This is a genomic window from Bradyrhizobium sp. USDA 4510, from assembly GCF_054059095.1.
This window is the reverse complement of the sequence record NZ_JBSSBT010000001.1, coordinates 5,510,119-5,530,090: the sequence shown is the minus strand read 5'-3', so window position 1 is coordinate 5,530,090 and position 19,972 is coordinate 5,510,119. Positions and strand designations below refer to the sequence as shown.

At 65.0% G+C, this 19,972-nt stretch carries 18 protein-coding genes; 8 read left to right on the top strand and 10 right to left on the bottom strand.

Going from position 1 to position 19,972, the window contains the following annotated elements; all coding sequences use genetic code 11:
- The first annotated feature begins 58 nt into the window (after positions 1–58).
- The 3 genes from lpxC (at position 59) to recN (ending at position 3,875) form a co-directional block, all read left to right on the top strand.
- The gene (gene lpxC, locus ACVMDN_RS25775) at positions 59–1,021 is read left to right on the top strand and encodes a UDP-3-O-acyl-N-acetylglucosamine deacetylase (protein ID WP_076824136.1); all 963 of its coding nucleotides are present in this window, start codon (positions 59–61) and stop codon (positions 1,019–1,021) included.
- 258 nt (positions 1,022–1,279) lie between these two features.
- Positions 1,280–2,188 carry an outer membrane protein assembly factor BamD gene (locus tag ACVMDN_RS25770; RefSeq protein ID WP_028332540.1) on the top strand — a complete coding sequence of 303 codons (909 nt, stop codon included), beginning with the start codon at positions 1,280–1,282 and terminating at the stop codon, positions 2,186–2,188.
- Between the two features lie 13 nt (positions 2,189–2,201).
- Complete coding sequence (recN, locus tag ACVMDN_RS25765; RefSeq protein ID WP_076824138.1) at positions 2,202–3,875, top strand: DNA repair protein RecN; 1,674 nt, start codon at positions 2,202–2,204, stop codon at positions 3,873–3,875.
- Positions 3,876–3,970: 95 nt separating this feature from the next.
- Here recN and ACVMDN_RS25760 read toward each other — a convergent pair whose 3' ends face one another.
- Positions 3,971–4,258, bottom strand: coding sequence for a GIY-YIG nuclease family protein (locus ACVMDN_RS25760; RefSeq protein ID WP_057015104.1), 288 nt, complete (start codon positions 4,256–4,258; stop codon positions 3,971–3,973).
- A 124-nt stretch (positions 4,259–4,382) separates the two neighbouring features.
- On the opposite strand from ACVMDN_RS25760, the gene ligA reads away from it, so the two are divergent.
- Positions 4,383–6,533: an NAD-dependent DNA ligase LigA gene (ligA, locus tag ACVMDN_RS25755; RefSeq protein WP_076824140.1), complete on the top strand. Its 2,151-nt coding sequence runs from the start codon at positions 4,383–4,385 to the stop codon at positions 6,531–6,533.
- Positions 6,534–6,628: 95 nt separating this feature from the next.
- On the opposite strand, the gene ACVMDN_RS25750 is transcribed toward ligA, so the two are convergent.
- Both ACVMDN_RS25750 and ACVMDN_RS25745 read right to left on the bottom strand, forming a co-directional pair.
- Complete coding sequence (locus tag ACVMDN_RS25750; protein WP_076824142.1) at positions 6,629–7,906, bottom strand: multidrug effflux MFS transporter; 1,278 nt, start codon at positions 7,904–7,906, stop codon at positions 6,629–6,631.
- A 319-nt stretch (positions 7,907–8,225) separates the two neighbouring features.
- Positions 8,226–10,055 (bottom strand): aminopeptidase P family protein, encoded by a 1,830-nt coding sequence (locus ACVMDN_RS25745; RefSeq protein WP_076824144.1) that lies wholly within the window; start codon positions 10,053–10,055, stop codon positions 8,226–8,228.
- A gap of 190 nt (positions 10,056–10,245) precedes the next feature.
- Here ACVMDN_RS25745 and ACVMDN_RS25740 point away from each other — a divergent pair, with 190 nt between their 5' ends.
- Positions 10,246–10,431 carry a hypothetical protein gene (locus ACVMDN_RS25740; RefSeq protein ID WP_057015008.1) on the top strand — a complete coding sequence of 62 codons (186 nt, stop codon included), beginning with the start codon at positions 10,246–10,248 and terminating at the stop codon, positions 10,429–10,431.
- A gap of 18 nt (positions 10,432–10,449) precedes the next feature.
- Here the strand turns inward: ACVMDN_RS25740 and ACVMDN_RS25735 are convergent, their stop codons facing one another.
- Both ACVMDN_RS25735 and ACVMDN_RS25730 read right to left on the bottom strand, forming a co-directional pair.
- Positions 10,450–10,956 carry a hypothetical protein gene (locus ACVMDN_RS25735; RefSeq protein ID WP_076824235.1) on the bottom strand — a complete coding sequence of 169 codons (507 nt, stop codon included), beginning with the start codon at positions 10,954–10,956 and terminating at the stop codon, positions 10,450–10,452.
- Entirely contained in the window at positions 10,953–11,837 is an 885-nt protein-coding gene (locus ACVMDN_RS25730; protein ID WP_076824146.1) for a 50S ribosomal protein L11 methyltransferase, read from the bottom strand. Before ACVMDN_RS25730 ends, ACVMDN_RS25735 begins: the two co-directional genes overlap by 4 nt.
- A 170-nt stretch (positions 11,838–12,007) precedes the next feature.
- Between ACVMDN_RS25730 and ACVMDN_RS25725 the strand changes: the two genes are divergently transcribed.
- Positions 12,008–12,172 (top strand): Flp family type IVb pilin, encoded by a 165-nt coding sequence (locus ACVMDN_RS25725; protein ID WP_016841571.1) that lies wholly within the window; start codon positions 12,008–12,010, stop codon positions 12,170–12,172.
- Positions 12,173–12,434: 262 nt separating this feature from the next.
- Here the strand turns inward: ACVMDN_RS25725 and ACVMDN_RS25720 are convergent, their stop codons facing one another.
- Both ACVMDN_RS25720 and ACVMDN_RS25715 read right to left on the bottom strand, forming a co-directional pair.
- Entirely contained in the window at positions 12,435–13,526 is a 1,092-nt protein-coding gene (locus ACVMDN_RS25720; RefSeq protein ID WP_456843693.1) for a phytoene desaturase family protein, read from the bottom strand.
- The gene (locus tag ACVMDN_RS25715) at positions 13,465–14,037 is read right to left on the bottom strand and encodes an FAD-dependent oxidoreductase (protein ID WP_456843659.1); all 573 of its coding nucleotides are present in this window, start codon (positions 14,035–14,037) and stop codon (positions 13,465–13,467) included. The genes ACVMDN_RS25720 and ACVMDN_RS25715 overlap by 62 nt, the downstream gene beginning before the upstream one ends.
- 179 nt (positions 14,038–14,216) lie before the next feature.
- Here ACVMDN_RS25715 and ACVMDN_RS25710 point away from each other — a divergent pair, with 179 nt between their 5' ends.
- Entirely contained in the window at positions 14,217–16,481 is a 2,265-nt protein-coding gene (locus tag ACVMDN_RS25710; RefSeq protein ID WP_076824150.1) for a spermidine synthase, read from the top strand.
- A gap of 46 nt (positions 16,482–16,527) precedes the next feature.
- Here ACVMDN_RS25710 and ACVMDN_RS25705 read toward each other — a convergent pair whose 3' ends face one another.
- Complete coding sequence (locus ACVMDN_RS25705; protein ID WP_141341106.1) at positions 16,528–17,115, bottom strand: TetR/AcrR family transcriptional regulator; 588 nt, start codon at positions 17,113–17,115, stop codon at positions 16,528–16,530.
- A 134-nt stretch (positions 17,116–17,249) separates the two neighbouring features.
- Here ACVMDN_RS25705 and ACVMDN_RS25700 point away from each other — a divergent pair, with 134 nt between their 5' ends.
- On the top strand, positions 17,250–17,807 hold the full coding sequence (locus tag ACVMDN_RS25700; protein ID WP_076824153.1) for a DUF308 domain-containing protein: 558 nt from the start codon (positions 17,250–17,252) through the stop codon (positions 17,805–17,807).
- 92 nt (positions 17,808–17,899) lie between these two features.
- Here ACVMDN_RS25700 and ACVMDN_RS25695 read toward each other — a convergent pair whose 3' ends face one another.
- Together ACVMDN_RS25695 and ACVMDN_RS25690 are read right to left on the bottom strand one after the other, a co-directional pair.
- Positions 17,900–18,748 carry an alpha/beta hydrolase gene (locus tag ACVMDN_RS25695; protein ID WP_244558643.1) on the bottom strand — a complete coding sequence of 283 codons (849 nt, stop codon included), beginning with the start codon at positions 18,746–18,748 and terminating at the stop codon, positions 17,900–17,902.
- 317 nt (positions 18,749–19,065) lie between these two features.
- Positions 19,066–19,860, bottom strand: a complete 795-nt coding sequence (locus tag ACVMDN_RS25690) for a L,D-transpeptidase (protein WP_076824155.1) — start codon at positions 19,858–19,860, stop codon at positions 19,066–19,068.
- Between the last annotated feature and the right edge of the window lie 112 nt (positions 19,861–19,972).

Below are 19,972 nucleotides of genomic sequence, written 5' to 3'. Positions count from 1 at the left end.
GGCCTTGGGGAAATTTGGCCACTTGAATTGAGTGAAGTCGGGTAGTGGGCATTATCGAATGAAGTTCAGCCGTCAAACAACGCTTCGGTCGCAAGCCACCGTGACTGGCGTAGGCGTTCATTCCGGTCTTCCTGTCAGTCTCACCCTGGGACCTGCACCTGTTGATGCGGGTTTTATTTTTGTCCGCACCGGTCTCGACGGTTCCGACCGTGAAGTCGTGGCCACCGCCGATGCGGTGATCGCGACCGAGTTCGCGACGGTGCTGGGTGACCGCGAAGGGCCGCTGGTTTCCACCGCCGAGCACGTGCTCGCGGCGCTGCGCGGCATGGGCGTCGACAACGCCACCATCGAAGTCGACGGCGCCGAAGTTCCGATCATGGACGGCAGCGCTGCGGCGTTCGTCGCGGCGATCGATCAGGCCGGCATTGTGACCCAGCCCGGCGTCCGCCGCTTCATCCAGGTTTTGAAGCCGGTGCAGGTCAAGATCGGCGAATCGGTTGGCGAACTGCGTCCGTTCGCCGGCGGGTTCCGCACCGAAGTCGAGATCGATTTCACCAACCAGGTGATTGGTCGCCAGACCTTCACCTTCGATCTGTCGCCGGAAGGTTTCCGCCGCGAGGTCGCGCGGGCCCGCACGTTCGGCTGCATGAGCGACGTGGCGCGGCTGTGGGGTGCAGGCTTCGCGCTCGGCGCGTCCTTCGACAATACCGTGGTGTTCGACGAGGCCCGTCTGCTCAACGCCGAGGGCCTGCGCTACGCCGACGAATGCGCCCGCCACAAGGTGCTCGACGTGATCGGCGATCTGGCGCTGGCCGGCCTGCCGCTGCTCGGCAGCTACCGTTCGGTACGGGGCGGCCACAAGCTCAACAACGCGGTGCTGAAGGCGCTGCTCGCCGACCGCAGCGCCTGGCGGGTGGTCGAATCGGAGACGGCTCGGCGGCCGGCCCGTGGCCATGTCGAAGCCGGTGCAGGCACCGTGGGCGGCCTCGTCGCCCCGGCCTATGGCCCGGACGTGTCCTGATCGCCCAAGTCCTGATCGCCTGGCCGGTCGGGCCCAATTTCCGTAATAACCACAGCAGGCTGTGAGCTTCGCCGGGTCGCCTTATTCCCGGCGGAATGGCTCCGTATTCGGTTGGTCCACGGTCATTTTTCGGCTAAGCAGGCCTGCGGTTGCGAGTAACGGCAGTCAAGGCACTGGAAATATTGCATCCATGACCGCGGTTCATGGGTGGAGTGGGGTCGCCGTTAACCGCATCAAAGGCGTCAGGTTTTACAATTCATGTCGGCAATGCGTATGGCGCTCGAATCACGCAATTCTTCTGACGTCTCCGGCCTGACCAAGGCCGCGCGCACGCTGCGTTTTGCGGCGGGGCTGATCGTGCTGGCCATGCCGCTCAGCGGCTGCGGCACCGGCGCGCTGTGGGACAAGTTCATGGCCAAGGACGACACGTTCGTCGATGAGCCCGCGGACAAGCTCTACAATGAGGGCTTGTACATGATGAACGAGAAGAAGGACCTGAAGGCCGCCTCGAAGAAGTTCGAGGAAGTCGACCGTCAGCATCCCTATTCCGACTGGGCGCGCAAGTCGCTCTTGATGTCGGCCTATTCGTTCTACCAGGCGGGCGACTACGACAGCTGCATCGGCTCTGCCACCCGCTACGTCACGCTGCATCCCGGCAGCCCGGACGCGTCCTACGCCCAGTACCTGATCGCGGCATCGCATTTCGACCAGATCCCGGACATCTCGCGCGACCAGAGCCGCACCGAGAAGGCGATCGCGGCGCTCGAAGAGGTGGTCCGCAAATATCCGACCTCGGAATACGCCACCCAGGCCAAGTCCAAGATCCAGGCTGCGCGAGACCAGCTCGCCGGCAAGGAAATGGCGGTCGGGCGCTATTACATGGGCAAGCGCGACTTCACCGCCGCGATCAACCGCTTCAAGACCGTGGTCACGCAGTACCAGACCACGCGCCACGTCGAGGAGGCGCTGTACCGCCTCACCGAGGCCTACATGGCGATCGGCATCGCCGGCGAGGCGCAGACCGCGGCCGCGGTGCTGGGCCACAATTTTCCAGACAGCCGCTGGTACAAGGACGCATATAATCTAGTAAAGTCCGGCGGTCTCGAGCCGAGCGAGAATCAGGGATCCTGGATCAGCAGGACCTTCAAGAAGATAGGTCTCGGCTAGGAATTGTCCTCGCATGCTGGCGCGTCTGTCGATCCGTGACATCGTCCTGATCGAACGGCTCGATATCGAATTTTCCCGTGGCCTCGCGGTGCTGACCGGCGAAACCGGCGCAGGCAAATCCATCCTGCTCGATGCTTTTGCGCTGGCGCTCGGCGGCCGCGGCGATGCCGGACTGGTGCGCCACGGCGCCGAACAGGGGCAGGTCACCGCCATGTTCGACGTCCCGAAGGGGCATCCGGCGGCCGGGATCCTGGCCGAGAACGGCCTCGACGACACCGGTGAGATGATCCTGCGCCGCGTGCAGCTCGCCGATGGCCGCACCCGCGCCTTCATCAACGATCAGGCGATCAGTGTGCAGACCCTGAAGGCGGTCGGTGCCGCGCTGGTCGAGATCCACGGTCAGCATGACGAGCGCGCGCTGGTCGACGCCTCCACCCATCGCCAGCTGCTCGACGCCTTCGCCGGACACGAGAAGGACGTCGCGGCGCTGGAAGCGCTGTGGGATATCAGGCGGACCGCCAATGCCGATCTCGACGAGCATCGCGCCGGCATGGAGCGCGCCGCGCGCGAGGCGGACTATCTGCGCCATGCCTCGCAGGAATTGAAGACGCTGGCGCCGAAGGAAGGCGAGGAGACCGAGCTCGCGGGTCGCCGCACCACCATGATGCAGGGCGAGAAGATCGCAACCGATCTGCGCGAGGCGCAGGAGGCGATCGGCGGCTCGCATTCGCCGGTGGCGTCGCTGTCGGCGGCGGTACGGCGGCTGGAACGGCGCGCCGCCAATGCGCCCGCGCTGATCGAGCCCGCGGTCAAGGCGATCGATATTGCGATCAACGCGCTGGAAGAAGCCGACCAGCACCTCAACGCCGCGCTGGCGGCGACCGATTTCGATCCGGCCGAGCTGGAGCGCATCGAGGAGCGGCTGTTCGCGCTGCGCGCGGCCTCGCGTAAATATTCGACGCCGGTCGATCTGCTGGCCGCGCTGGCGGCGCAATATGCCGGCGACGTCGCGCTGATCGATGCCGGCGCCGACCAGCTGAAGAAGCTGGAAGCGGCCGCCGGTGAAGCCGACAAGCGCTATGCGGCAGCTGCCGCCAAACTGTCGGCGGCGCGCACCAAGGCCGCCGAGAAGCTCAACAAGGCCGTCAACGCCGAGCTTGCGCCACTCAAGCTCGAGCGCGCGAAGTTCATGACCCAGGTCGACAGCAACGCGGCCGCGCCGGGGCCGCAGGGCATCGACCGTGTCGAGTTCTGGGTGCAGACCAATCCGGGCACCAAGCCGGGGCCGATGATGAAGGTCGCCTCCGGCGGCGAACTGTCGCGCTTCCTGCTGGCGCTGAAGGTCGTGCTGGCCGATCGCGGCTCGGCGCCGACCTTGGTGTTCGACGAAATCGACACCGGCGTCGGCGGCGCGGTGGCCGATGCAATCGGCTCGCGGCTGGCGCGCCTTGCCGGCAAGGTGCAGGTGATGGCGGTGACGCACGCGCCGCAGGTTGCGGCCCGCGCCAGCCAGCATCTCCTGATCTCCAAGGACGCGCTCGACAAGGGCAAGCGGGTCGCCACCCGCGTCAACGCGCTCGCCGCCGACCACCGCCGCGAGGAGATCGCGCGCATGCTGGCCGGCGCCGAGATCACCGCGGAGGCGAGGGCGGCCGCGGAACGGCTGCTCCGGGCGGCGACAGCGTAATCTCTCCCCTCGTCATTCCGGGGCGATGCGAAGCATCGAACCCGGAATCTCGAGATTCCGGGTTCATCGCTGCGCGATGCCCCGGAATGACCACCTCAGGTACAGATCGACTCGTACAAGTCATTCCACTGCGGATTGCTCGCTTCGATCAATTGCGTCTTCCAGGCTCGCTTCCACTTCTTGAGCTCCTTCTCGCGTGATATCGCGGAGATCGGGTCGTCGTAGATTTCGAACCAAACCAGCTGCGTGATGTTGTATTTGGACGTGAAGCCTGGGACGGCCTTCATTCGATGTTCGTAGACCCGCCGCACGAGATCGTTGGTGATCCCAACATAGATTGCTCCGTCTCGTCGACTTGCTAGAATGTACACGTAGTACGACATGAGCCCCATTTCCCACACAGTCATTCCGGGGCGATGCGAAGCATCGAACCCGGAATCTCGAGATTCCGGGTTCGGTCCTGACGGACCGCCCCGGAATGACGAAAAACTATAGCGCGCCCGTCGCATGGCTAAAGCAGCAAAAAAGAAAGAACTCTCCGACGTCGACAAGCTCACCAAGGCCCAGGCCAAGGTCGAGTTGATGCGCCTTGCGCTCGAGCTCGAAGGTCACGACAAGCGCTACTATCAGGACGACGCGCCGAGCGTCAGCGACGCCGAATACGACGCGCTGCGGCAGCGCCACAATGCGATCGAGAAGCGCTTCCCTGAATTCGTCACCGCGGAATCGCCGTCGCAGAAGGTCGGCGCCGCGCCGTCGGGGCGCTTCAGGAAGGTTCGTCATTCGCTGCCGATGCTGTCGCTCGACAACGCGTTCGCGGAAGCCGACGTGGTCGATTTCGTCGGGCGCATCACGCGCTTCCTCAAGCTGCCGGATGACAAGATCGATTTCTCGGCCGAGCCGAAGATCGACGGGCTCTCGATGTCGCTGCGCTACGAGGGCGGCGAACTCGTCACCGCGGCAACCCGCGGCGACGGCGCCGAGGGCGAGGACGTCACCGCCAACATCCGCACGCTCGAGGACGTGCCGCAGAAGCTGAAGGGCCGCAACGTGCCCGACATTTGCGAGGTGCGCGGCGAGGTCTATATGACCAAGAAGGCGTTCCTCGCGCTCAACGAGCGGCAGAAGGCGGCCGGCGACACCATCTTCGCCAATCCGCGCAATTCGGCGGCCGGCTCGCTGCGGCAGAAGGATCCCACAATCACTGCCTCGCGGCCGCTCGGCTTCTTCGCCTATGCCTGGGGCGAGATGAGCGCGCTGCCGGAGGATACCCAGACCGGCATGATCCACTGGTTCGAGCGGTGCGGCTTCAAGACCAATCCGCTGACCAAGCTGTGCCACTCGGTCGAGGAGCTGATCGCCTTCCATCGCAAGATCGAGGAGCAGCGCGCCGAGCTCGACTACGACATCGACGGCGTCGTCTACAAGGTCGATCGCATCGACTGGCAGGAGCGGCTCGGCTTCGTGTCGCGCACGCCGCGCTGGGCGATCGCGCACAAATTCCCGGCCGAGCGCGCCATGACGGTTTTGCGCGACATCGAGATCCAGGTCGGGCGCACCGGCTCATTCACGCCGGTCGGCAAGCTCGAGCCGGTCGGTGTCGGCGGCGTGATCGTGCAGAACGTCACGCTGCACAATGAGGACTACATCAAGGGCATCGGCAACAAGGGCGAGGTGCTGCGCGAGGGACGCGACATCAGGATCGGCGACACCGTGGTGATCCAGCGCGCCGGCGACGTGATCCCGCAGGTCGTCGACGTCGTGATCGACAAGCGGCCGAAGAGCGCGAAGGAATTCCACTTCCCAAAGAAGTGCCCGTGCCCGCTGCACACCGACGTGGTGCGCGAGGAGACTGCGGCCGGCGAGGAGGGCTCGCGCGCCCGCTGCACCGGCGAGTTCGCCTGTCCGTTCCAGAAGGTCGAACACCTCATTCTGTTCGTGTCGCGCCGCGCCTTCGACATCGACGGTCTCGGCGTGAAGCAGTTGCAATATTTCTTCGACGAGGGATGGGTCAAGGAGCCGGCTGATATCTTCACGCTGCAAAAGCGCAACGCGAAGCTGAAGCTCGAGGACATCGAAGGCTACGGCGAGACCTCGGTGCGCAATCTGTTCGCCGCGATCGACAGCCGGCGCAGGATTGGCCTGGAACGCTTCATCTACGCGCTCGGCATGCGCCATGTCGGCGAGACCACCGCGCTGGCACTGGCGCGCGGCTATGGCTCCTGGGACGCGTTCCACGATGCCTGCCTCAAGGTCGCCAAGGGCGACGAGGAAGCGATGGCGGAGATGGATGCGCTCGACCAGATCGGCGACACCGTGATCAAGAGCATCGCCGACTATTTCGGCGAGAGCCACAATCGCGGCATCGTCGAGCGGCTGACCGGAGAGCTCGACGAGATCATCGACGCCGAGAAGCCGAAGAGCAATTCGGCGGTCGCCGGCAAGACCGTGGTGTTCACCGGATCGCTCGAAATGATGACGCGCGACGAGGCCAAGGCGACCGCCGAACGGCTGGGCGCCAAGGCGGCCGGTTCGGTGTCGAAGAAGACCGACTACGTCGTCGCGGGGCCGGGCGCCGGCTCGAAGCTTGCCGAAGCGCAGAAGCACGGCGTCCAGGTGCTGACCGAGGACGAGTGGCTGAAGCTGATCGGGGAGTAGGGTTGTCCGTCATTCCGGGGCGCCTCGAAGAGGCGAACCCGGAATCTCGAGATTCCGGGTTCGATGCTGCGCATCGCCCCGGAATGACGAACTGCTCACATCATCCCCTGCTCATCCTCCTCGGCCTGCGCGATCAGCTCCTCGCTCACCACCACCTTCCGCCGCGGCACGACGAAGATCATGGTGCAGGCGCAGGCGATCGAGATCGCGAAGATCGCCGCGGTCAGCGGCAGCGTCGTGGTGGAGTGGCCGCCGAGATAGGCGCCGAATTGCGAGATCAGCGAGCCGATGCCCTGCTGCAGGAACCCCATGGCGCCCGAGGCGGTGCCGGCGGCCTCGGGCCGGATGCTGATGGCGCCGGCGGCGGAATTGGCCATCACGAAGGCGTTGGCGATCATCACGATCATCTGGGTGCCGAACAGCCAGAGCGGGGCCTGGTTTACTCCGGTAAAACTCCAGACCAGGTTCAACAGGCTGCCGCCGACCTGCAGCGCGAGGCCGAACCAGATCAATTTCTCCAGCGAGTGCCGCGGCGCGAAGCGCACGCACAAGAGATTGCCGACGAAGTAGCCGAACCCCGTCATCGCGAACCACGCGCCATACTCGGCGCTGGTCCGGCCCATCTGGGTCACCACGATGTAAGGGCCGCCGCCGGCGAAGGCGAAGATGATCTGCGACGCCAATACCTGGCACAATAGATAGCCGACGAAGGCGCGGCTCGTCATCAGCTTGCCGAGGTCGCCGCGAAAGCTGCTGCTCTCGGCGCGGTCGCGGCGGGTTTCCGGCAGCGCCAACGCGATGAAGATCGTGGTGATCAGCGACGCCGCGGTGATGAGATAGAGGATCGCGCGCCAGCCGAATGCGGTCTCCAGCAGGCCGCCGGTCAGAGGGCTCACCATCTGCGCGATCATCAATGCGGCGACGACAAGGCTGATCATGGCGCCGACCCGCTCGCGCGGATAGAGATCGCGGATGATGGCACGGCTGATCACCATGCCGCTGGCGCCGCCGAGCGCCTGGAAGAAGCGCGCCGCGATCAGTTGCGGCAGGGTCTCGGCGAACACCGAGCCGACGCCGGCCACGACCATCAGGCCGAGGCCCGCGAGCAGCACCGGCCGACGGCCGAACCTGTCGGACAGCGGCCCCATGATCAGCTGTGAAAGCGCGATGCCGACCATGTAGAGAGACACGGTCATCTGCGCGATAGAGATGTCGCGGCCGAAGGTGGTCGCCAGCACCGGCAGCGCCGGCACCAGCATGTAGAGCGAGATCGGCGCCACGCCCGTCATCACGACGAGCATCAGCAGCATGACCTTCGATGTCGCGATGTTGTCTTTGGCCGCGCCGGGCGGCTTGCCCATCACGCCGTGCATTCAGGTCCGATCCAGCATTGTGGAAAGACTGTAGCGTGCCCGTCCGCGCGGAATACGGGTGTTTCGGCATACGCCCATGCGATTTCAGGAGACGCGGTGACGATGTTTCGTCTCGCGCAATAAACGCTCCGTCGTCAGCTGCGAATTCCGCTGTCGTCCTCCGCGAAAGCGGGGGACCCGGTATTCCAGAGGCAGGCGTATTTGAATTGAGAGGCCGCGGCTTTGAATTGAGAGGCCGCAGCGTACTGAATCCCCCGCTTTCGCGGGGGATGACACCGAGTGGGGACGACGTCGAGTGTGCGGATGGCTGGGCGCGCCGCTACTTCAGCGCCGCCGTTGCCTCGTCCAGCCACAGCTTGGTGGCGTTGTCGTCGAGATGCGGCCGCACCACATGCGCGACGCGGGCGTGGTAGTCGTTGAGCCAGCTTGACTCGTCCGGGCTCAGCATGCCGACCTCGATCAGACGGCGATCGATCGGCGCCAGCGTCAGCGTCTCGAATGCATTGATCGGCTTCTCGGCGCCGGCAATGTCGGTGCCGATCACGAGCTCGAGGTTCTCGATCCTTATGCCGTAGGCGTCGGTCTTGTAGTAGCCAGGCTCGTTGGACAGGATCATGCCGCGCTTCAGCGGCGTGGTGCCGAGCTTGGAAATCCGCGCCGGCCCTTCATGGACGCTGAGATAGCTGCCGACGCCGTGGCCGGTGCCGTGCTCGAAATCGATCCCGGCCTGCCAGAGATATTGCCGCGCCAGCGTGTCGAGCTGTGCGCCGGTGGTGCCGTCGGGGAAGATCGCGCGGGCGATGGCGATATGGCCGCGCAGCACGCGGGTGAAGCGGTCGCGCATCTCGTCGGTCGGCTTGCCGACCGCGATGGTGCGGGTGACGTCGGTGGTGCCGTCCTCATATTGTGCGCCGGAATCGATCAGCAGGAGATCGCCGGGCTCGATCCGGCGGTTGCTTTTGCGCGTCACGCGGTAGTGCACGATGGCGCCGTTCGGCCCGGTGCCGGCGATGGTCGGGAAGGAGACGTCCTTCAGCGCGCCGGTCTGGCGGCGGAACGTCTCCAGCGCCTCGACGGTATCGATCTCGGTGAGGCTGCCGGAGGGCGCCTCGCGATCGATCCAGGCGAGGAAACGCACCAGCGCCACCGCGTCGCGCTGATGCGCCGTGCGCGTGCCCTCGATCTCGGTGACGTTCTTGACCGCCTTCAAGAGGCTGACCGGATCGCTGCCGCGCACCGGCTTGCCGCCGGCACCCGCGATCAGGCGGCTCAGGGCGTCGGCTGCGGTCGCGCTGTCGAGCGCGATCGAGGCGCCGCGCTTGGCGAGCTCGGTGAGTTTTGCCGCCAGCGCCGCGGGCTGCTCGACATCGGCCGATTGCTCGAGATGGTCGCGTGTCGAGTTGGACAGCTTGCGCTGATCGATGAACACCAGCGGCCGGCCTTCCTTCGGTACCAGCGCATAGGACAGCGGCAGCGGCGTATGCGAGACGTCGGCGCCGCGGATGTTGAAGGTCCAGGCGACCGCGTGGCTGTCGGACAGCACCAGCGCGTCGACGCCGAGCTTGTTGATCTCGAGGCGGATGCGCTTGAGCTTCTCGGCTTCGATCTCCCCGGAAAACTGCGCGCCGTGGATCGTGACCGGACCGAGCGGCGGTGCCGGCCGCTCGTGCCAGATCGCATCGAGCGGATTGCTGTCGACGGCGACCAGTTCCGCGCCGGCCTTGGCGCAGGCCGCTGCCAGTCGTTCGGCTGCCGCAGAAGTGTGCAGCCAGGGGTCAAATCCTAGGCGGTCGCCGGCCGCCAGATGCCGGGTCAGCCAGTGCTCCGGCGGCGGATCGACCAGCGGCTCGACCTGCCAGGCCTTGCGGTCGACCTGCTTGCCGGCCTGCAGCGTGTAGCGGCCGTCGACAAACAGGGCGGCCTCCTTGCTCAGCACGATCGCGAGCCCGGCCGATCCAGTGAAGCCGGTCAGCCAGGCGAGCCGCTCCTCGGAGGCTGCGACATATTCATTCTGCTGCTGGTCTGCGCGCGGAACCACGAATCCGGTCAGCTTGCGCCGCGCCAGCTCCTCGCGCAGCGCGCTCAAGCGGGCAGTCAGCGCCACGCCGCCTTCAGGCTCTTCGAACGTCTGGAAATGGGCTTCGAACATCGCCGTCGCACTCTCTTCGGATGAAGCATGACCTTCGCGCGAGCGCGGTCAAGCATGACCATATTTTTGGCATAACTTATGCTTGAATATGGCATAGTGGAATTGGCCGGACGATGTCCACTGCACGTCAACGGTTAAGCGTACGGGGAGTGTCCAGGAGTGTCTCAACTCAACGGTGAGGAGATGCACGATGCCTGCATTCACGTTTGAGAAGATCTCGCCGCCGGTCCGCCGCGGCCCGATCGCGCCGGTCGAACAGAAGCAGCGCGGCGTCATCGTCCAGATGCTGGACCGCCTTGTCGAGGCGCGCGCCAAGCGTGCGGCCGGTCAGGGCAAGGTCGAGACCAACCGTAGCGATTCGCCAGCGCCCGAATAAACAACCCGCGGATCGCGGCTACCGTTCCAGGTCGGACGCCTTCGCCAAGGTCACATTGACGACCTTGCCGTCCTCGAGTTCGCGCACGATCCGCTCATCGGGGCCGACGATGCCGAGATCGAATTCGCGCTCGGGCGTCACGAGCGTCATGCGCTGGCCGGCGATCACGACGACGGTCATGTCGAGCGTCTCGCCGGAGATCGCCCATTCCCTGAGCTCGTTGCAAAACGGCACTTTGCGCCAGGCGTCGGGGAAGCCCGGATCGCATCTGACCTCAAGACCATCTTCCGACGTGGTCAGGACGAGCTTCGACCTGGAAGGCTTCCAGTGCTCCTCCAGCAGCTCGTTCGCTAGCCAGACGCAGCTGAACGAGCGGCATTCCATAGGCCGCCCCGGATAGATCCGGCAGCCGCGCCCCGGTTTGCAATGCGGGCACCACGTGTTGGCGGGCTTGGCCAGTTCCTCGATCGCCATCACCTTGCAGCAGAGCGTGCAGTCGCCGCACTGTCTGCCGGTCGCGGTCACTTCACGGAGCGCAGCAGCAGGCTGCTCCAACCCTCGATCTTCAGATGCCGCAGCGGCACCAGCCCGCGGGCGCGGTAGGCGGCGATGACCGCCGGCGCCTGATGCGTCAGCAGGCCGGAGAGAATGACCTGCGCCGACGAGGCGAGGTGGCGCGCCATCGGGCCGGCCAGCTGCCGCAGCGGATTGGCGAGGATGTTCGCGAGCACCAGGTCGAACGGACCGTCCTCGGCAAAGCGCGGCGACGCAAAGCCGGTGGCGCGGATCACGTCCACCAGATCGCCTGCGCCGTTCAGCCGGGCATTCTCCTCGGCGACCCCGACCGACGGCGGGTCGATGTCGCTCGCCAGCACCTTGCCGTGCAGCGCCTTGGCGGCGGCGATCGCCAGCACGCCGGTCCCGGTGCCGAGATCCAGCACACGGCGGGGCTGATACGCTTTCAGCACGTGGTCGAGCAGCAGCAGGCAGCCGCGGGTGGTGCCGTGATGGCCGGTGCCGAAGGCCAGCGCCGCCTCGATCTCGATCCCAAGCTTGTTGGGGGGTATCCGGTGCCGGTCATGCTGGCCGTGGACGATAAAGCGGCCGGCGGCGACCGGGACAAGATCCTCGAGGCTGGCCTTGACCCAGTCCTTGGCCTCCACGGTATCAAAGACTAAAGTAGATGCGACATCCTGCCGCACAGCTTGGCCGACCAGCTCGCGCAGTAAATTTTGGTCCGGCGGCTCGGCAAAATGGACGGTGACGTCCCAGCGGCCATCCGGTCGCTCGAAGGCCGCAAACGCCGCCTGATCCTCGAAAAACAGCTCGGAAAGCGCGTCTACCACGCGCTTTGCGGTCGATTCATCAGGAAGGGTGACGCTGGCGCGGTGTGTGGACGGGGTCATCGGAGGCCGGTAGCGCGGTTTTTGTTAAAATTTCAAGCCGGATTCAATCGAATATCGCGAGAATTGAGAGGTTCCCGGTTCAGACAACCTTAGATGTTGCCGTACTACTACGGCGGCGGAACTGGGAACACCCTTCGTTCCAAGGCATCACAACCAAGGGCAGGGCTGCAATGAAGGCTTTTATCGTTAAGTTTTTGCGGAATGAATCCGGCGCGACCGCCATCGAATACGGACTGATCGCGACCGGTATCGCCATCGCGATCATCGCTGCGGTGAATGGCGTCGGCACGGCACTGAGCGGGACCTTCAACTCGATCAGCGGCTCGCTGAAGTAATTTCTCGAACGGCGTTCTCAGGGAAGCACCGGGCGACTTGTCGCCCGGTGTTTTCTTTTTGGCCGGTTGTCCACAGAGCCACGCGCAGCTTCTCGACAAGACGTCAACAACGTTGTCCCGGGATTGTCAGCGTCTGTCGCACAGCCGCTCCACAGCGGCGTCCACCGGTTATCCCGTCTTGAGACAAGGCCGCTGCCCACCGCAGACCCACAGCTTCTCAACACGCCTGTCCACAGCTTGTCCCGCGGGCGCGGTGTGTCGTCTACGAGAACAGCGCGCGATGGTCGGCCAAAATCGCCCGCGCGGCATTGTGGCCGGGGGCGCCGGTGACGCCGCCGCCGGGATGAGCGCCGGAACCGCAATGGTAGAGACCCTTCAGCGGTCCGCGATAGTCGGCATGGCCGAGCATCGGCCGCGCCGAGAACAACTGGTTCAGTGTCAGCGCACCGTGAAAGATGTCGCCGCCGAGCAGGCCGAATTGCCGCTCGAGGTCGAGAGGCGACAGGACCTGGCGGCCGATCACGCTGCCTGCGAAGCCGGGGGCGTAGCGATCGACGGTTGCGATCATCAGATCGGCGACCTCTTCGCGATGATCGTCCCACGATCTGCCGTCGGGCAGTTGCGGCGCGACGTGCTGGCAGAACAGGCTCGCGACATGCTGGCCCGGCGGGCTCAGGCTGTCGTCGAGCGTCGAGGGGATCAGCACCTCGACGACCGGCGCGCGGCTCCAGCCGAATTCGCGCGCATCGTGCCAGGCGCGATCCATGTAGCCGAGGTTCGGAGCGATGATGATCCCCGCCGTGAGGTGATCCCCCGGGTCGGGCAGCGCGCTGAACGAGGGCAGGGCATTTAGCGCCACGTTCATCCTGAACGTGCCGGACCCGTTCCGCCATCGTGAGATGCGCGCGCGGAACTCGGGCGCCAATGCGCCTTCCGGCACCAGGCGTGTGTACAGCAGCTTCGGATTGACGTTCGAGACGACGTATTTGGCGCGCACGGCCTCGTCATTGTCGAGGACGACGCCGACGGCGCGCTCCTTCTCGACGATCACCTCGCGGACGGCCACATCGGTTTCGACCTCGACGCCATGGCTGCGCGCGGCACGCGCCATCGCCTGGGTGATCGCACCCATGCCGCCGATCGCGTGGCCCCAGACGCCTTTCTTGCCGTTCACCTCGCCGAACGCATGATGCAGCATCACATAGGCCGAGCCCGCCGCGTAGGGGCTGGCATAATTGCCGACGATGGCATCGAAGCCGAATAGCGCCTTGACGAGGTCGTTCTCGAAACGCTCATCGAGCATCTCGCCGGCCGATCGCGTGAACAGGTCGAGCAGATTGCGCTGCTGATCCATCGACAGCCGGCGCAGGATGTTGGCGGTGCCGAGCGCGTTGAAGGCCTCGCTGATCGCGCTGATGCCAAAGCCCTCGACGAGGTTCGGCGGTGCGCGCAGCACGAATTGCCGCAGCACGTCGGCGATGGCTTCGAGTTCCCCTGAGAACACGCCGATTGCGGGCGGCGTCCTTGCGGCTGAGCTTTGCGACCGACTCCCGGGTTCGGCCTTCGCCCGTCAGCAAATAGCTGCCGTCGGGCGCGGGGAGGAAGTTCTGCGCGCGCCGCTCGACGATCCTGAGGCCGTGATCGGCAAGTTTCAGGTCAGACACGATCTGCGGATTGAGCAGGCTCACCGTGTAGGCGGCGACCGAATTGCGGAAGCCCGGGCAAAATTCTTCGGTGACCGCAGCGCCGCCGACCACCTTGCGGCGTTCCACGACCTTCACGCGCAGCCCGGCCATCGCGAGATAGGCCGCGCAGGTGAGGCCGTTGTGCCCCGCACCGATGATGACGACGTCTGTTTCGTTCATGTCCGCTTCAAGAAGCAGTGATTAGAGCATGTGCTGTGGCGCCGCAGCGCCGCGTCGTCAAGTCCGCGTGACCGCCGTTTCTTGTCCGTGATAGTGCCGTATGCTCAACTGAAATCCTCCGGTGGGGTGCCACCGGACTGTCCGCCTCCGGCGCCCGCCGGGTCCATGCCGGAGCTTTCATGACGTCTGAGCCGACCGCCTCGCGCAACCGGCTGGTGCTGGTTGTCTACACCGCCGCGATCTTCGTCAGTGCCCTGTTGCTGTTCTCGGTGCAGCCGCTGTTCACCAAGATGGTGCTGCCGCGGCTCGGCGGCTCGCCGGCGGTGTGGTCGGTGGCGATGGTGTTCTTCCAGTCGCTGCTGCTCGGCGGCTACGCCTATGCGCATCTCCTGATGAAGCTGAACGGCCGTATTGCGCCGGTCGTGGTGCATCTGGTGCTGCTCGTCGTCGCGTTGCTGACCTTGCCGCTGGCGATCAGGAGCGGCTGGGGCGAGCCGCCGACGTCCGGCTATGCGATCTGGCTGCTCGGCCTGTTCGCGGTTTCGATCGGCCTGCCGTTCTTCGCGCTCGCCGCCAACAATCCGCTGCTGCAGGCCTGGTTCGTGCGCACCGGACATCCCAATGGTCCCGATCCGTATTTCCTCTACGCATCCTCGAACATCGGCAGCTTCCTCGCGCTATTGTCCTATCCGGTGCTGCTCGAGCCGATGTTCACGTTGCGCATCCAGAATCTGATCTGGACCGGTGGTTATGGTCTGCTGATTATTCTGATCGCAAGTTGCGGCGTGCTGCTGTTGCGGTCGCCGGCCAATGCCGCCGCGCTTGACATGCAGGTCGATGACGCCAATGCGCCGGCGCCGTCCTGGCCGCTGCGGGCGCGCTGGATCTTCCTCGCCGCGGTGCCGTCCGGCCTCTTGATCGCGGTGACGGCGCATATCTCGACCGACGTCGCCGCCGCGCCCCTTCTGTGGGTGCTGCCGCTGTCGCTGTATCTCTTGACCTGGGTGCTGGTGTTCCAGTCGCGGCCGCTATTGCCGCACAAATGGATGCTGCGGGCGCAGCCGCTGGCGATTGCCGGCGTCGTGATCCTGCTTGCGGTCGGCGGCGAGCAGAACCTGCTGCTCACGCTCGGCGGCCATCAGCTCTGCTTCTTCATCGTCGCGATGGCCTGTCATGGCGAGCTCGCGCGCACCCGCCCGGCGGCGAAATATCTCACCGGCTTCTACGTCGCGCTGTCGTTCGGCGGCATGGTCGGCGGCCTGTTCGCGGGGCTTGTAGCGCCTTTTACTTTCTCGTGGGTCGCCGAATATCCGATCCTGCTGGCGCTCGCGGCGCTATGCCGTCCGCCCGGCGGCGCGGAGCGGCTGCCGCGCTGGAGCGCCTGGTACTGGCCGTTCCTTGCGGTGCTGGCGGTGGCGCTGATCGCGCCGAGCTATTCGGCCGGCGACATCTTCAACTGGTTCGATGTGCACCGGGTCTGGGTGATCGGCGCGGTCGGCGTGCTCTCGGCGCTGCTTGCGCTCGCGCTGAACGCCAATCGCTGGAAGATCTTCGCCACCGTCGTGGTCGCGTTGGTGGTGCTGCGCGCCTATCCATCCGACGACGGCCGCGTCGAAACCGTGCGCAGCTTCTTCGGCGTGCACAAGATCGTGGTGACGCCGAACGGGCAGTATCACGTGCTGATGCACGGCACCACGATCCATGGCGCCGAGAAGTTCAAGAACGATGACGGCACGCCGGTCGCCGGAAAGCCCGAACCGATCAGCTACTATTACAAGGATGGCGGCATCGGGCGGGCGATCACTGCAATCCGCGAGCGCAAGGGCGCGCCGCTGAAAGTGGCGGTGATCGGGCTCGGTTCGGGGACGCTGACCTGCGCGTCGGCCCCCGGCGAGGACTGGCGCTTCTTCGAGATCGACCAGTCGATGGTCGATACCGCGCGCGATCCGAAATACTTCACCTACATCCAGAACTGCGAGCCGAACCTCAAGCCCGTCATCGGCGACGCGCGGCTGACCTTCGCCAAGGAGCCGGACGGCCTCTACGATCTGATCATCGTCGACGCCTATTCGTCGGACGCGATCCCGATCCATCTCGCGACCGAGGAGGCGATGGCGATCTACAAGGAGAAGCTGGCGCCGCAGGGCGCGGTCGTGATGCACGTCTCCAACCGTCACCTCGAGCTTGCCAGCGTCGTGGTCGGCATCGCCGACGCCAACGACATGAAGAGCTGGGTCTATAGCGAGGATTCCGGCCGCGACAACGAGTACATCTTCTCGACCTCGGTCGTGGTCTCCGCGCGCGAGGAGGAAGACGTCGGCAAGCTCGCATCGTCTGATGTCTGGACCGAGACCGAAGCCGACGAGAAGCAACGGGTCTGGACCGACGACTATTCGAACGTGCTGGGTGCAGTGTACCGCCGACTGCGCGACGGCGAGCAGTAGGACCTGCAAGCCGAGCCAATCGCGGCGGCTTCCGCGCGATAATTCTCTAGCGATCGGCTACCAGCAGTCTGGCGAACTGGGGCTTGACGATCGCGGCAAACATTCCGGGATCGTCGAAAGCCCTCGCCGAGAGCATTGCCCCATGAACCGATGCCATCAGCATCTGGGCCTCCTCGTGCGGCCGCTGGTCCAGCCGGAACAGATGCTGTTCCGCGCCGGCCTGCAGCACCGAGGTGAGCCATCCCGCAAGATGATGGAAATGGGCGCGGACGCGCGATGCGACCTCGTCCGGCAGCATCGGCATCTCGCCGGCAAGCATCGCGCAGACGCAGAACGGCAGCGAGGCATCGCCGATGCACGCCTGCCAGAAGTTCACGTAAGCCTGCAGTTGGTCAGCCGGGCTTGCGAATTGCTCCCGAAGCGACTTCAGGCCCAGCTCGGTCTGCTGCCGGTAGCGATCCACCAGCGCCGAGACCAGCTCGGCCTTGGTCGGGAAGTGATGGTGGATGCTCGCCTTCCGGATGCCGATGGCATCCGAGATGTCGGCATAGCTGAAGCCGTTATAGCCCCCCGCGACGATGAGGGGCTGCGCGACGTCGAGAATTTTTTCAGAAGTCGAAGTCATCACGTTCACGTCATGCCTACCTTCCAGTAGGTAAATTACAAAGGTAAATCAAGGCCTTCCTCTCCGCACAGGGCGTCCGAGCGCCAGATTGACTGGAATCCATCAACTACCTACTAGTAGGAAGACAACAAGGAGCCCTGTCAATGCAAAGCCACCTTTCGACCCAATCCACCTGGCTGCGATCCTATTATCTCGGGCGCGCCATCTTCTCGGTCGCCTGGGTCGCCGCCGCCGTTCTGTTCAGCGGTCAAGCCGGCCCTGCCGCGGTTCTGCTCGTGATCTACCCGGCGTGGGACGGCATCGCCAATCTGGCTGATGCCCGGGTCAATGGCGGCCTGAAGGCCAACCCATCCCAGGCCCTGAATGTCGTGGTCAGCGCGATCACGACGCTCGCCGTGATCGTGGCGCTCCGCCACAGCAGCTATGCCGTCCTCGCCGTGTTCGGGGTTTGGGCGATCCTCGCGGGCGTGCTGCAATTGTACACCGGCGTCAGGCGCTGGCGTCATTATGGCGCGCAATGGGCGATGATCCTGAGTGGCGCACAGTCGGCACTCGCCGGCGGCTACATGATCAGCCAGTCCATCGGCACCGTTGCGCCGACCATTCTCGACGTCGCTCCCTATGCGGGCTTCGGCGCGTTCTATTTCCTGCTTTCCGCAATCTGGCTCGTTGCCACCGGCTATCGCCACGCGCGCGCCTAGAGTCAAAGCAAGAAGCTGGAGCTCCGTTCCGATTCAATCGGAACGGAGAGCTGTCCGACGGAGAGCGCCAGCTCGCCTTCAGCGCGACGCGACTATTTGTTCTCTGGCGGCGCTGTACTCGCGGAGGCGGGCGTCGAGGCAGCGAGCAGCGGCATCGTCGGCGTGCTCTCGCCGGCATCCTCGTCGAGGAATTGCTCCACGCCGGCCTGGATCGACGATTTCGCGCTGTCCGGGCCGCGGTCGCTGAGATCGTTGTGCTGGAATTCGGTTCTGACCACCTTGATGCCGAGTCTCGCACAGGTCTCGTCGTCGGGCACGACGCCCGGATCGGCCTTGAACACCGGATCCCTGGAGCGGAACGAGAGGATCTTTATCCTGCCGTCGGCGATGAAGGGGACGCGCAGATTGTCCAGCGTGACGACCTTCTTCACCAGGTCGGGATGCTGCTTGGCGAAGAACATCGAGATGTCGCCGCCGTTGGAATGGCCGATCAACGTCAGCTGGCGATAGTTTGCGTTCGGGTAGAGCTTCTTGAGCTCGTCGATCGCATACATGATGTTGAAGACGCCGCGATTGTACTGCATGCGGCGGCCGACATATTCCTCGCCGACCTTGGTGACCATCGGCGCGTCGGTGTCGAGATCATGCTGAATGCTGACCACGAGGTAGCCGCGCGACGCGAACAAATTGGTGAGGAACGAGTACTCGGTGTTCTTGACGGTGTTGCCGTGGCTCAGGATCGCGACCGGCAGCTCGATCATCTCGGCCATCGCCTGCATTTGCCGGTCGCGGCGCACCGCGACCTCGACCGTGACGTCGCGGTCGTCGCGCAGAACGTCGTGGAACGTCAGCGTCGTGTGACGGATGGCCCATCTGTCCGTCGTGAAATAAGCGGCCATCGCCACGATGCACAGGCAAAGGACAATGATGCCCCGTTTCATGTCGACCTCTGATCTAGTCTGCGTGACCCGCGCTTCTCGCCCTGATTTCATCGGGCATGCCGCGTGAATCGGCCTCCAGGGGCCAGGCGGGCGCTTGTGCCGCCGAATATCGGGCTAGTTTTACAATCAGATGACGACGCGACGACGGGCCACGGCGCACGATGACGGGCGCCCTTTGCGACGGTCACAAGCGGGTGAGGGGAGCGTGAACTGACGGCGCCCTGCCTGCGGCGCCGTCACGGATCAAGAGCGTGCGGCAGATTTCTTTTGACGCGTTTTCTTCACGCGAACCGGCGCCTACTTCGCTCGAAAACGCTCTAATCCTGATAGGTGTTGCCGTAGAAGCCGCGCGGCTGATAGGCGGGGCGCGGCTGGTAGTAGCCCTGCGGCGCCGGTGCGTAGCCCTGATTGCCGTAGTACTGCTGCTGCTGGCCATAGGCCTGCGCATCGTAGACGCGGCGGCTTGACGGCGGTGCAGGATAGCGGCGATCGGTCGAGCTGCCGTCGGCCGGATAGATGTAGCCGTCATCGGTGCGGGCCTGCGCCGGATAGTCTCGCGGCTGCGGCGTCAGCACGACCGGATCGCCGGCGGCGGCGGTGCCGTACTGCTCGTCATATTGCTGCGGCGCGCGGCGGGCGACGGCGGTGCCATTGCGCCCACGCGGATTGCGCGCCAGCGCGACCTGCGACGAGCCGGTCAGCGTCACGGTGGTGTTGAGCACGCCTTCCTTCTGGACCAGGGAGTAAAGCGTGGTTGCGTTGTCGCGCGACAGCCGCACGCAGCCATGCGAGGCCGGCGAGCCGAGGCGGCTCACCGAGTCGGTGCCGTGAATCGCGTGCCCGATCTTGGTGAAGAAGATCGAGTGCGGCATCGGCGCGTCGTCGAATTCCTTGGAGTAGTGATCCTCTTCCATGCGGAAGGCGCGGAAGCTGCCGTTCGGCGTTTCGCGCGACGGGATGCCGGTCGAGACCGGCCAGTGATAGCGCGCGACGCCGTCGACCGCGACGGTCATCTGCTGGTTGTCCTTGTCGATGGTGATATCGACCTTGGCCTGTGCGGCGCCGGCGGTGAAGAGCATCACGGACGTGAACGCAATGAGGAACGAACGCATTTTACCTTTGGCCTCCAGGCCTGCTCGCGAAGCCGCGGCTCTCCGTCCCCGGCAATCAATATGCACGGAATCCGAACTTGGTTCCAGTGGCGGGCCAAGGCCGTGATCAATC

Coding starts and splice junctions, on each gene's coding strand:
- lpxC (WP_076824136.1), top strand. CDS start 59: ATGAAGTTCAGCCGTCAAACAACGCTTCGGTCGCAAGCCACCGTGACT.
- ACVMDN_RS25770 (WP_028332540.1), top strand. CDS start 1,280: ATGTCGGCAATGCGTATGGCGCTCGAATCACGCAATTCTTCTGACGTC.
- recN (WP_076824138.1), top strand. CDS start 2,202: ATGCTGGCGCGTCTGTCGATCCGTGACATCGTCCTGATCGAACGGCTC.
- ACVMDN_RS25760 (WP_057015104.1), bottom strand. CDS start 4,258: ATGTCGTACTACGTGTACATTCTAGCAAGTCGACGAGACGGAGCAATC.
- ligA (WP_076824140.1), top strand. CDS start 4,383: ATGGCTAAAGCAGCAAAAAAGAAAGAACTCTCCGACGTCGACAAGCTC.
- ACVMDN_RS25750 (WP_076824142.1), bottom strand. CDS start 7,906: ATGCACGGCGTGATGGGCAAGCCGCCCGGCGCGGCCAAAGACAACATC.
- ACVMDN_RS25745 (WP_076824144.1), bottom strand. CDS start 10,055: ATGTTCGAAGCCCATTTCCAGACGTTCGAAGAGCCTGAAGGCGGCGTG.
- ACVMDN_RS25740 (WP_057015008.1), top strand. CDS start 10,246: ATGCCTGCATTCACGTTTGAGAAGATCTCGCCGCCGGTCCGCCGCGGC.
- ACVMDN_RS25730 (WP_076824146.1), bottom strand. CDS start 11,837: ATGACCCCGTCCACACACCGCGCCAGCGTCACCCTTCCTGATGAATCG.
- ACVMDN_RS25725 (WP_016841571.1), top strand. CDS start 12,008: ATGAAGGCTTTTATCGTTAAGTTTTTGCGGAATGAATCCGGCGCGACC.
- ACVMDN_RS25720 (WP_456843693.1), bottom strand. CDS start 13,526: ATGGATCAGCAGCGCAATCTGCTCGACCTGTTCACGCGATCGGCCGGC.
- ACVMDN_RS25715 (WP_456843659.1), bottom strand. CDS start 14,037: ATGAACGAAACAGACGTCGTCATCATCGGTGCGGGGCACAACGGCCTC.
- ACVMDN_RS25710 (WP_076824150.1), top strand. CDS start 14,217: ATGACGTCTGAGCCGACCGCCTCGCGCAACCGGCTGGTGCTGGTTGTC.
- ACVMDN_RS25700 (WP_076824153.1), top strand. CDS start 17,250: ATGCAAAGCCACCTTTCGACCCAATCCACCTGGCTGCGATCCTATTAT.
- ACVMDN_RS25695 (WP_244558643.1), bottom strand. CDS start 18,748: ATGAAACGGGGCATCATTGTCCTTTGCCTGTGCATCGTGGCGATGGCC.
- ACVMDN_RS25690 (WP_076824155.1), bottom strand. CDS start 19,860: ATGCGTTCGTTCCTCATTGCGTTCACGTCCGTGATGCTCTTCACCGCC.